Below are 11,454 nucleotides of genomic sequence, written 5' to 3' on the forward strand. Positions count from 1 at the left end.
CTGGCAGTCGGGCATGGCCTTCGAGGGACAAGTGCTGGTCGATGCCCTGTTGGGCACGGGGCTCAGTGGTGATGTCCGCGGCGATGCTCTGGATGCCATTACCGCCATCAATCGAAGCGGCAAGCCGGTGCTGGCCATCGATATCCCCTCCGGGCTGCATGCCGATACCGGTGCCGAACTGGGGGCGGCCGTCCGTGCCACCCTGACCGTGACCTTCATCGGTGACAAGCTGGGCTTGCACACCGGCGCGGCGCCGTCACATTTGGGAGAACTGGACTTTCGCCCGCTGGGGGTGAATGCCGAGGCCGAGGCAGACCTGGTTCCCGCCGCCCATCTGCTCGAGGCGGGCCTGGTGGGTGCCTGGATGCCGCCGCGGATGCGCGGCGCCCACAAGGGTGAGTTCGGCCATGCTCTGGTGCTGGGCGGGGCACCGGGCGTCGGCGGCGCCGCTCTGATCGCCGCCGACGCCTGTGCCAGGCTCGGTGCCGGCAAGGTGAGCCTGGCTACGGCACCCGAGCATGTGACGGCGAGCCTTGTGCGTCGCCCGGAAGTCATGGTGCACGGGGTGCGGGGAGCGAGCGATCTGGATGAACTGCCCGAACGGGCCGATGTACTGGTGGTGGGCCCGGGACTGGGGCAGGGGAGTTGGGGCCAGGCCATTTTCCAGGTCGCGCTCGGGGCCGGCAGGCCCCTGGTGGTGGATGCTGACGCCCTCAACCTGCTGGCCTCGCGCTTCACGGGAGAGTATCGGGATGACTGGATCCTGACCCCGCATCCCGGCGAGGCCGCACGCCTGCTGGGTATCAGCGCCGCCGAGGTGGAGGCCGATCGCCCCGCTGCCGTCAGGGAGCTTCAGCGGCGTCTGGGAGGCGTGGTGGTCCTCAAGGGGGCGGGGTCCCTGGTCGCCGGCCCGCAGGGTCTGGCGGTCTGTCCCTTCGGCAATCCGGGCATGGCCAGCGGCGGCATGGGGGATGCGCTCTCCGGCATGCTGGGTGCTCTGCTGGGCCAGGGCTTGCCCCTGGAAACGGCAGCGCGCCTGGGGGTTGTGGTGCATGCCCTGGCCGCCGACATGGCGGCCGATGACAGCGGTGAACGTGGTTTGCTGGCGACGGATCTGGCATCCTATGCGCAATTATTGATCAATCCCGGGATGCTCGATGGCGATGCAACGGCAGCTCGATGACGAAGACCGTCAGGTCGCCTTTGGCGAGTGCCTGGGCCATGCCTTGCAGGGTCGCGGGCGCGTGCATCTCCAGGGTGAACTGGGTGCCGGCAAGACGACCCTGGCTCGAGGCATCCTGCGCGCTCATGGTTATCGGGGTGCGGTCAAGAGTCCGACGTATACACTGGTCGAGCCCTATGAACTCGGCGAGATCCGGGTTCATCATTTCGATCTCTATCGCCTGGGCGACCCGGAGGAACTGGAGTTCATCGGCGGCCGTGACCTGATGGCGCCGGAGGCCCTCTGCCTCATCGAGTGGCCCGAGCGCGGCAAGGGCTGGCTACCCATCCCGGATCTGGTGGTGACCCTGACCCTGGCCGGCGTGGGTCGACGGGCGGAGCTTGAGGCCTTCAGTGATCAGGGGCAGCGCGTCCTGTCGAGACTGGCAGATCTGTCATTGCCCGAGGCGTCGTTCGGGGCCGACGGCATGCACAGCAAGGATGAGACGGCACCATGAAGCAGGGAACTCTGGTCGGTTCGCGGTTGTCCGTGTTGGCCCTGACGCTGAGCCTATGGCTGGTCGTTACCGTCGCCCAGGCCAGCCAGGTCGATAATGTCCGGATCTGGGCCGCGCCCGACCATGTTCGCCTGGTCTTCGACCTGTCATCTCCTGCGCGTGCCAATGTCTTCGGCCTGGAGAATCCGCGCCGGCTGGTCATCGACCTGGAGGATACCCGCCTGAATGCCGACGTCACTCAGCTGGACCTGTCCGGTAGCGCCATCGGCCAGCTACGCACCGGAGTTCGCGATGGCAACGGCCTGCGTGTGGTCCTGGAGCTCGAGCGGGAGATCGAGCCTCGTCATTTCACCCTGGAACCCAACGATCAGTATGGTTATCGGCTGGTGGTAGATCTCGAATATCCCGGCGAGAGTGCGGTGGAGGATCCGATAGATCCCATCGAGGCGATGATCCGCGAGCAGGAGATCATTGCCAACCGGGGCCGTGTCGAGGCCGATGGGGGAGCGACTCCGACACCCGACCCGTCGGCGACCCTGCGGCAAGCCCAGCAGCAAGCCCAGACGCATCCACGGCGGGATATCATCATCGCCATCGATGCGGGCCATGGCGGCGAGGATCCCGGCGCCATCGGGCCGTCCGGCACCCGCGAGAAGGACGTGGTGATGGAGATCGCCAGGCACCTGCAGAATCTGGTCAATGAGGCGGAGGGATTTCGCGCGGTGATGATCCGCGATGGAGACTATTATATCGGGCTGCGCCAGCGTACTCGTATCGCCCGCGAGCAGAAGGCCGATTTCTTCGTCTCGATACATGCCGACGCCTTCACGAGTCCGCGGCCCAATGGCAGCTCCGTCTATGCGCTGTCCCAGCGTGGTGCGACCTCGGAAACCGCCCAGTGGCTGGCGGCCAGCGAGAACCGGGCCGACCTGATCGGCGGGGTCGACGGTAACCTCTCGCTGAAAGACAAGGATGAGGTGTTACGCGGTGTCCTGCTGGACCTGACCATGACGGCGACCCTGAATGATTCACTCTCCATCGGTGGCCAGGTCCTCGATCAGCTGGGCCAGGTCAACCGGTTGCATCGCAGCCGGGTGGAGCAGGCGGGGTTCATGGTGCTCAAGTCACCCGATATCCCCTCGTTGCTGATCGAGACCGGCTTCATCTCCAATCCCGACGAGGAGCGTCGCCTGCGCAATGCTTCCCACCAGAAGGGGCTGGCCAGGGCGATGTTTGACGGCCTGCGCGACCACTTCCATCGCAATCCGCCTCCCGCCAGCTTGCTGGCCTGGCAGCGGGACCGGAATCGCAGTACCGGCGGCAACGAATATCGCATCCAGCCCGGCGACACCCTGTCCGAGATCGCCGTTCGCCATGGTGTGCCGGTGGCCCAGATCAAGCAGGCCAATGAACTCAACGGTGACGTGATCCGTGTGGGCCAGGTACTGCGTATCCCCAGTTCATGACGCCTTCTTCCCCGACCCTGCGGAGCGATATGTCCGAGAATCGACGCATCCAGATCCTGGATCCCCGACTGGCCAACCAGATCGCTGCCGGTGAGGTGGTGGAACGCCCCGCCTCTGTGGTCAAGGAACTGGTCGAGAATGCCATCGATGCCGGGAGCCAGCGTATCGAGGTGGAGCTCGAATCCGGCGGGGCGCGGCTCATCCGGGTGCGCGATGATGGCAGCGGAATCCAGGAAGATGACCTGCCGCTGGCCCTGTCCCGCCATGCCACCAGCAAGATCGCCTCCCTCGAAAATCTCGAGGAGGTACTGAGCCTGGGATTTCGTGGTGAAGCCCTGGCGTCGATCAGTTCGGTCTCGCGACTCGAGCTGATCTCGAATATCGAGGAGGACCCGAGGAGTGGTTGGCGGGTGGTGGCCGAGGGGCGTCAGATGGCGCCTCGTGTCTCGCCGTCACCGCATCCCTGCGGGACCTCGGTGACGGTGCGTGACCTCTTCTTCAATACCCCGGCCCGCCGCAAGTTCCTGCGTACGGAGAAGACCGAATTCGGTCACGTGGAGGAGGCCTTCCGGCGCCAGGCGCTGTCGCGTTTCGATATCGCCTGGGTGTTGCGTCACAACCAGAAGACCCTGCACCAGTTGCGTCCCGGGAACAGTCTGGTGGAACGGGAACGTCGCCTTCAGGCGTTGCTGGGCAAGGCCTTCCTCGACAATGCCCTGCACCTCGATCTGGAAGTCGGCGGCCTGCGACTGTGGGGCTGGGTCGGCTTGCCCACTCATTCTCGGGCCCAGGCCGATCACCAGTATTTCTTCGTCAATGGCCGAGTGGTCCGTGATCGCCTGGTGGCCCATGCCATCCGCCAGGCCTACCGGGATGTGCTCTTTCATGGCCGTCATCCGGTCTTCGTGCTGTATCTGGAGGTCGACCCGACGCTGGTGGATGTCAACGTCCATCCCACCAAGCATGAGGTACGTTTCCGTGACGGCCGCCAGGTGCATGATTTCCTTTTCTCCAGCCTGCACCGTGCCCTGGGTGATGCCCGGGCCGGGAGCCATCCGGTCACGGAGAGCCATGGGGTCGAGTCCGATACATCTGAACCGGGCGTGGCGGAACGCCCGGTTCAATGGCAGCAGCCCATGTCGCTGCCCGGTCGCGAGGACGCTGGCGAGTGGGCCGGTGGTGGGGCCCGTGAGGGAGTGACGCCGAATCGCGTCAGGGCCTTCATGGATGGCTACCGGGCACTGCATCCCGAGCATGAGGAGACCCTGCTGACACCGCGGCAGGACGCCCCGGGTGCCGGCGGAGACGCCGCCGCGACGGCGCTTGCCGAACGCCGGGTCGATTCCGACCCCGAACAAGGGCACGTACCGAGCCGCCCGACCCTGCCCGAGGCGGACGCGACCCGTGCACCGCCCCTGGGCTATGCCATCGCCCAGCTGCATGGCATCTATATCCTCTCCGAGACCGAGCGCGGCATGATCCTGGTCGACATGCATGCCGCCCATGAACGGATCGTCTATGAACGGATGAAGACGCAGGTGCATGACGGCGCCATCGAGGCCCAGCCACTACTGGTGCCGGTGTCCCTGGCCGCCAGTGGCACCGAGGTGGAAACGGCAGAGAGCGAGCGAGAGGCCTTCGCTCGGGTGGGTGTGGAACTCGACGTGGCCGGGCCGGAGACGTTGCTGGTGCGTCAATTGCCGGTGCTGCTCGCCCAGGCCGACGTGGAACCCCTGATTCGCGGGATGCTTGCCGACCTGGAACGTTATGGCCGTTCGGACAGGCTGGAAGCCCATATCAACGACTTGCTGTCGACCATGGCCTGCCATGGCAGCGTACGGGCCAATCGGCACCTCACTCTGACGGAGATGAATGCCCTGCTGCGCGACATGGAGAGAACCGAGCGTAGCGGTCAGTGCAACCATGGGCGCCCGACCTGGTGCGAGATGAGCATGAAGGCACTGGACCGGCTCTTCCTGAGGGGGCAGTAGCCCAATGCCCGATACGCGTCCTCCTGCCATCCTGCTGATGGGGCCGACAGCCGCCGGCAAGACGGACCTGGCAATCGCGCTGCACGAGCGGCTCGGTTGCGAGCTGATCAGTGTCGACTCGGCGATGGTCTATCGCGGCATGGACATCGGCAGCGCCAAGCCGTCTGCCGAGGAACTGGCCCGGGCGCCGCATCGGTTGATCGATATCCGTGACCCGGCCGAGGCCTATTCGGCGGCCGATTTCCGCGAGGATGCCTTGCGCGAGATGCGACAGATCAGCGCATCGGGTCGGTTCCCGCTGCTGGTGGGCGGCACCATCATGTATCTCAAGCAGTTGATGGTAGGCGTTGCCAACCTGCCTGCCTCCGCCCCCGGCGTTCGTGACGACCTGGAGGCCTTGGTGGCATCCCGCGGTCTGGCCGCCCTGCATGACGAACTCGCGCGGATCGATCCACCCGCGGCCCGGCGTATCCATCCCAACGATCCCCAGCGCCTGATGCGGGCTCTGGAGGTCTTTCGTGTCTCGGGACATACCCTGACGGAGCTGTGGAGTCGTCAGCGCCGTGAAACCTTCCCCTGGCGCACGCTGTCGATAGGACTGACGCCCTTCGATCGTCGTGTCTTGCATGAGCGTATCGAGACACGTTTCGAGACGATACTGGGTGCCGGCCTGATCGAGGAAGTGGCGAGCCTCAGGGCTCGTGATGACCTGCATCCCGGACTGCCGTCGATGAAAAGCGTGGGCTATCGTCAAGCCTGGGCGTATCTCGACGGCGAAATGGACCGGGAATCGCTGCGTTGGCGTGGTATCGTGGCGACGCGTCAACTGGCCAAGCGCCAGCTGACCTGGATGCGCAGCTGGCATGGCCTGCATTGGATGGATAGCCTGGGGGGGGATCCCCTCGGCGAGGTCGTGAAACTGGTGCGCGAATTCAGTAGTTAGCGTAGGATAACTGTTTCAAGCAGCCGGATGACCAAGCCCTTTCGGGTAACAAAGATCGCTTCGCCAGGCGACGCTGATGAGTATAACGTCAACCCCCAGAGACAATTTCAGGAGAGTAACATGTCCAAAGGGCAGTCCCTTCAAGACCCGTACCTGAACATACTGCGCAAGGAGCGCATTCCGGTATCGATTTTCCTGGTCAATGGTATCAAGCTGCAGGGCCAGATCGAGTCTTTCGATCAGTTCGTCATCCTGTTGCGCAACACCGTCAGTCAGATGGTCTACAAGCACGCCATTTCCACTGTGGTTCCATCGCGTAACGTCCGCCTGCCGGTTCAGGATCCTACTGCGCCGCCGGAAGCCGACGTGTGAGGTATTGATTGTTTTTTGAACGCCCGGATGCCGGTGAAACGGCGGTACTCGTCCACCTGGATTTTCAGGACGAACAGTCTCGCGAGGATGCCGGCGAGTTTCTTGAGCTTGTGCGTTCCGCTGGCGCAAAAGCGGCGATCCTGCTCACCGGCAGTCGTCATCGCCCCGATTCCCGCACCTTCGTCGGCTCAGGCAAGCTCGAGGAGGTGCGCGACGCCCTGGTGGTGCACCATGCCGAGCTGGTGATCTTCAACCATTCCCTGAGTCCGTCCCAGGAACGTAACCTGGAGCGGGAGCTCAAGTGCCGAGTGCTGGATCGTACCGGTCTTATCCTCGACATCTTTGCCCAGCGGGCCCGGACACACGAAGGCAAGCTGCAGGTGGAACTGGCCCAGCTCGAGTACATGTCGACCCGGTTGGTCCGGGGCTGGACTCACCTGGAGCGCCAGAAGGGCGGTATCGGCCTGCGAGGTCCCGGCGAGACCCAACTGGAAACCGACCGCCGCCTGCTGCGTGCGCGAATCAAGGCCATTCACAAGCGGCTGGACAAGGTGCGCAGCCAGCGCAACCAGAATCGTCGTGCTCGGGCCCGGGCCGAGATTCCCAGTGTTTCCTTGGTGGGCTATACCAATGCCGGCAAATCAACCTTGTTCAATGCCCTGACTTCGTCCACCGTCTATGTGGCGGACAAGCTCTTCGCTACTCTCGACCCGACCCTGCGTCGTCTGGAGATCGAGGATGTGGGGCCGGTGGTGATTGCCGATACCGTGGGATTCATCCGCCATCTGCCCCACAAGCTGGTAGAGGCCTTTCGCGCCACCCTCCAGGAAGCGGCAGAGGCTTCCCTCCTGGTGCATGTGATCGATGCCGCTGACCCGGATCGTGAGCTCAATATCGCCCAGGTCGAGGGGGTGCTGGACGAGATCGATGCGCTTGACGTGCCGACACTCAAGGTGATGAACAAGATCGATCTCCTCGATAGTGCGCCACGCATCGAGCGCGATGGCGAGGGTCGGCCGGAGGTGGTCTGGCTCTCCGCCCAGGAGGGCCGTGGACTGGACCTGCTCAGTCAGGCACTCTCGGAACGCCTGGCGGATGATGTCATCGATGTCTCCTTGACGCTTACCCCCGAGCAGGGGCGTCTGCGTGCCGGTCTTCATGACCTCGGCGGGGTACGCGAGGAGACCTTCGATGACCAGGGTCGGATACACTTGGAAGTCCGGTTGCCCCGGCGGGATTTCCTGCAGCTCATGGCAAGGCTCGATGAGCGAGCCGATGATTACCTTCCCGATGCCCTGCAGCAAGGTGCCGTCTGGGAGGCCTGAGAGAAAACGCATCTGCTGTCCGCTTCATCCGTCGATGGGGCGGAAAGCGATACAACCACAAGGTCAAGGCGCGTCATGACTGGCGTGACAGGATCGCAACCTGAACTCCCTGCCGGCAGCCTTTCAGCGGGGAGATGCAACATAGAGTGGAGAAAATCTATATGGCCTGGAATGAGCCTGGTGGTGGCAACCAGAACGATCCCTGGAGTGGTGGTGGCCCTCGCGGCGGTGGTGACAACGGTGGCGGTGGGAATCGCGGCGGCAACCAGGGGCCTCCGGATCTCGACGAGGTCCTGAAGAAGTTTCAGAAAAAGCTCAACAGCATGCTCGGCGGCCGCGGTGGCAAGCGCGGCGGTTCCGGCGGCAAGGGCGGTGGCGGTGGTGACAAGCCGCGCAACGTCTTCGCCTTGCCGGGATTGTTGATCGTCGTTGGCCTGGCGATCTGGGCGGCGACCGGTTTCTATCTGGTCGATCAGTCCGAGCGCGGTGTGGTGCTGCGCTTCGGCAAGCTTCAGGAAGTTGTGGCACCGGGCCTGCAGTGGAATCCGCCCCTGATCGACGATGTGCGTATGGTCAACGTGACGCGAGTGCGTTCATTGACGCAGACGCTGTCGATGCTGACTCAGGACGAGAATATCGTATCCGTGGAAATATCCGCGCAGTACCAGGTCGCCGACCCGCGGGATTATGTGCTCAACGTGCGCGACCCCGAACTCAGCCTGGAGAACGCCCTGGATTCGGCTCTGCGCCACGTCGTGGGGGGCACCGACATGATCGATATCCTGACCTCGGGACGCGAGATCCTCGGCAGTTCCGTGAACAGTCGGCTGCAGTCGTACCTCGACATTTACGGAACCGGCATTCTCCTGCAGACATTGAACGTCGAATCTACCTCGCCGCCGACGGCCGTGCAGGAGGCCTTCGATAACGTCATTCGTGCTCGCGAGGTCCGCCAGCGCACGATCAATGAAGGCATGGCCTATGCCAATGCCATCATCCCCCAGGCACAGGGTCAGGCTCAGCGCCTGATTGAACAGGGCCAGGGCTATCGTGAGGCCGTGGTAGCCCAGGCACAGGGGCAGGCGAACCGCTTCAACCAGCTGCTTTCCGAATACACCAACGCACCGGGCATCATGCGCGAGCGCCTGTATCTCGACACCATGTCCGAGGTTTACGGCAACACGGACAAGGTACTGGTGGACGTGGCCGAAGATAGCCCCTTGATGTACCTGCCTCTTGACCAGCGCCTCAGCGGTGGACGTGGCGGAGAATCTAGCGATGCTCGCCTCGGTGCGGAAGGTGAGCTCGATCCACGCGTGCTCGAACGACAGCGTACTACCCAGTCGTCCAGCAATTTCGGCAGTAACAGCAACAGTAGTGGAATCCGCAGGGAGGGCCGCTAAATGATCAATAATCGTTCCCTGCTCATCGTCGGTGGTATCGCCGCCGTGGCCTGGTTGGCCAGCAGTAGCCTCTATGTGGTCGACGAGACCGAGCGCGCGGTCAAGCTGCGCTTCGGTGAGATCATCGAGGAGAACATCCAGCCCGGTCTGCACGCGAAGATCCCGATCACCCAGACCATCCGCAAGTTCGATACCCGGGTGTTGACCCTGGATACCGATCCCAGTCGCTACCTGACCCTCGAGCAGAAGGCGGTGATCGTTGACTCCTATGTGCAGTGGCAAGTGGTCAACCCCACTCGGTATTACGAGGCGACGGCCGGCGACGAACTCATGGCGATCCGTCTGATACAGCCACGGGTCGACGAGAGTCTGCGTAACGAGTTCGGTCGCCTGAATCTTCAGCAGATCATTGCCGAGCGACGCGACGACCTGATGACCGGACCCGCCAACGATCTCGACGCGCTGATGCGTGAAGAGTTGGGTGTTGCCATCCGGGATATCCGCGTCAAGCGTATCGATCTTCCGGAAGATGTCTCGGCGGCGGTCTACGACCGGATGCGCTCGGAGCGTGAGCGCCAGGCCAGCGAGTGGCGTGCCCGGGGCCAGGAAGAGGCCGAGCGTATTCGCGCCAATGCCGATCGTCGACGTTTGGTGTTGCTCGCCCAGGCTCAGGCGCGTTCCGAAACCCTGCGCGGTGAGGGTGACGCCGAGGCGGCGGCCATCTTCTCCGATGCCTATGGCAAGGATGAGGAGTTCTTCAGCTTCTGGCGTAGTCTCGATGCCTACCGCCAGAGTTTCGAGGGTGACGGCAACATGCTGGTTCTCGATCCTTCCAGCGAGTTCTTCCAGTATCTGAAGAGTCCGACTCCGACCGGCCAATGAGCGCACTGTGGGCGGCATGCCGCCCGCAGGCGGGTTCATCCCGGCAGCAGATGTGGTAAAATTCTTAAACCGGGCGTGCCCCGGTTTTTTTGTGGCCTCCAACCACTGGTCTGTCGTGGGGTATCAGCGCGCGACCTTGCCTGGGAGGCCTTTCATCGTGTTGCAGGATGACAAGACATGACCATTGCTGACCGCTGGCTGCTGCCCGACGGCATGGATGAGGTGTTGCCTCCCCAGGCGAGCCGCATGGAAGAGCTGCGCCGGGCGCTGCTCGACCTCTACCACACCTGCGGATATGATCAGGTGATGCCCCCGCCCGTGGAGTTCCTCGACTCCCTGCTGACCGGAACGGGTACCGACCTGGAGCTTCAGACCTTCAAGCTGATCGATCAGCCGAGCGGTCGTTTGATGGGTATCAGTGCCGACGTCACTCCCCAGGTGGCGCGCATGGATGCCCATTCCATGAAGCATCAGGGACCCGTTCGCCTGTGTTATTGCACCAATGTACTGAGGGCCACGGCCGACCAGCACCAGGGTGGACGCAGTCCGGTCCAGGTGGGTGTCGAGCTGTTCGGCCATGCCGGGCTGGAATCTGACCTCGAGATCCTGAATCTCGCCCTGGCCAGCCTGGTGGCCGCCGGTGCCACCGAGATCCACCTGGCGCTGGGTCATATCGGCATCTATCGTAGCCTCGTGGACGCGGCCGATCTCGACCCTGATGAAGAAAAGACACTGTTCGCCGCGCTGGAACTCAAGTCACCGGGTGAGCTGGCGACATTCGCTCGCGATAGCGTGGCGGATCCCGCCCTGGCCGGAATGTTCATGGCGCTGGGCCGCTTGCATGGCGCCCCGGAGATCCTTGAAGAGGCCTTTGTGGCCTTTTCCGGGGCACCTCCAGCCGTCGGGCAGGCACTGGAAGAGTTGGCGGCACTCCAGCGAGGCGTGGTTGCCCAGCATCCCGAGGTCGCCTTGTACGTTGACCTTGCGGAACTGCGCGGCTATGCCTACCACACCGGCATGATGTTTTCCGCCTATGTGCCCCGCTATGGCCAGGCCCTGGCCAAGGGAGGGCGGTATGACGATACCGGACGAGCCTTCGGCCGCGCACGGCCGGCCACCGGGTTCTCCATGGACCTGAAGTTGCTGGCTACGCTTGCGCAGGCAGACGTGACCTGGGGCGGCATCTGGGCACCCGCAGAGGGCCCCGGTTTGCAGGACGCCATTACCCGCTTGCGCCAGCAGGGTGAGCGCGTCGTCCAGGCGCTTCCGGGTCAGCTGACCGGCCCGATGGATCATCGCTGCGATCGCCTCGTGGACCGGCATGAGGGTGACTGGCGGGTATTTCCCCTGACATGATGTTTCCCGGGAGACCCGGAGACGGATTCCTTGATCA

Annotated in this window: 10 protein-coding genes; all 10 read left to right on the plus strand. The window is 63.6% G+C overall.

Annotated features, from left to right (window positions below):
* Window positions 1–1,183, plus strand: a 1,183-nt coding sequence (locus ACESMD_RS11255) for an NAD(P)H-hydrate dehydratase (RefSeq protein WP_372613179.1), incomplete at its 5' end; no start/stop codon positions are given.
* Window positions 1,164–1,679 (plus strand): tRNA (adenosine(37)-N6)-threonylcarbamoyltransferase complex ATPase subunit type 1 TsaE, encoded by a 516-nt coding sequence (tsaE, locus tag ACESMD_RS11260; protein WP_372613197.1) that lies wholly within the window; start codon window positions 1,164–1,166, stop codon window positions 1,677–1,679. The genes ACESMD_RS11255 and tsaE, both read left to right, overlap by 20 nt.
* Window positions 1,676–3,145 (plus strand): N-acetylmuramoyl-L-alanine amidase, encoded by a 1,470-nt coding sequence (locus ACESMD_RS11265; RefSeq protein WP_372613181.1) that lies wholly within the window; start codon window positions 1,676–1,678, stop codon window positions 3,143–3,145. The genes tsaE and ACESMD_RS11265 overlap by 4 nt, the downstream gene beginning before the upstream one ends.
* A gap of 29 nt (window positions 3,146–3,174) precedes the next feature.
* Window positions 3,175–5,136, plus strand: a complete 1,962-nt coding sequence (mutL, locus tag ACESMD_RS11270; protein WP_372613183.1) for a DNA mismatch repair endonuclease MutL — start codon at window positions 3,175–3,177, stop codon at window positions 5,134–5,136.
* A 4-nt stretch (window positions 5,137–5,140) separates the two neighbouring features.
* A complete protein-coding gene (miaA, locus tag ACESMD_RS11275) occupies window positions 5,141–6,079 on the plus strand; it encodes a tRNA (adenosine(37)-N6)-dimethylallyltransferase MiaA (protein ID WP_372613185.1) in 939 nt (312 codons plus the stop codon).
* A 120-nt stretch (window positions 6,080–6,199) separates the two neighbouring features.
* Window positions 6,200–6,451, plus strand: a complete 252-nt coding sequence (gene hfq / locus ACESMD_RS11280; protein ID WP_372613187.1) for an RNA chaperone Hfq — start codon at window positions 6,200–6,202, stop codon at window positions 6,449–6,451.
* Between the two features lie 8 nt (window positions 6,452–6,459).
* A complete protein-coding gene (gene hflX / locus ACESMD_RS11285) occupies window positions 6,460–7,776 on the plus strand; it encodes a ribosome rescue GTPase HflX (protein WP_372613189.1) in 1,317 nt (438 codons plus the stop codon).
* 161 nt (window positions 7,777–7,937) lie between these two features.
* Complete coding sequence (hflK, locus tag ACESMD_RS11290; protein WP_372613191.1) at window positions 7,938–9,179, plus strand: FtsH protease activity modulator HflK; 1,242 nt, start codon at window positions 7,938–7,940, stop codon at window positions 9,177–9,179.
* Window positions 9,180–10,061: a protease modulator HflC gene (hflC, locus tag ACESMD_RS11295; RefSeq protein WP_372613193.1), complete on the plus strand. Its 882-nt coding sequence runs from the start codon at window positions 9,180–9,182 to the stop codon at window positions 10,059–10,061. It begins immediately after the preceding gene.
* Between the two features lie 177 nt (window positions 10,062–10,238).
* Window positions 10,239–11,417, plus strand: coding sequence for an ATP phosphoribosyltransferase regulatory subunit (locus ACESMD_RS11300; RefSeq protein ID WP_372613195.1), 1,179 nt, complete (start codon window positions 10,239–10,241; stop codon window positions 11,415–11,417).
* Window positions 11,418–11,454 lie beyond the last annotated feature (37 nt).

It is taken from the genome of Halomonas sp. (assembly GCF_041689495.1).
GTDB lineage: Bacteria > Pseudomonadota > Gammaproteobacteria > Pseudomonadales > Halomonadaceae > Halomonas.

Bases quoted from the DNA above. Each gene is read 5' to 3' on its own strand.
- mutL (WP_372613183.1), top strand. From the start codon at position 3,175: ATGTCCGAGAATCGACGCATCCAGATCCTGGATCCCCGACTGGCCAAC.
- tsaE (WP_372613197.1), top strand. From the start codon at position 1,164: ATGCAACGGCAGCTCGATGACGAAGACCGTCAGGTCGCCTTTGGCGAG.
- hflK (WP_372613191.1), top strand. From the start codon at position 7,938: ATGGCCTGGAATGAGCCTGGTGGTGGCAACCAGAACGATCCCTGGAGT.
- ACESMD_RS11300 (WP_372613195.1), top strand. From the start codon at position 10,239: ATGACCATTGCTGACCGCTGGCTGCTGCCCGACGGCATGGATGAGGTG.
- hflC (WP_372613193.1), top strand. From the start codon at position 9,180: ATGATCAATAATCGTTCCCTGCTCATCGTCGGTGGTATCGCCGCCGTG.
- miaA (WP_372613185.1), top strand. From the start codon at position 5,141: ATGCCCGATACGCGTCCTCCTGCCATCCTGCTGATGGGGCCGACAGCC.
- ACESMD_RS11265 (WP_372613181.1), top strand. From the start codon at position 1,676: ATGAAGCAGGGAACTCTGGTCGGTTCGCGGTTGTCCGTGTTGGCCCTG.
- hfq (WP_372613187.1), top strand. From the start codon at position 6,200: ATGTCCAAAGGGCAGTCCCTTCAAGACCCGTACCTGAACATACTGCGC.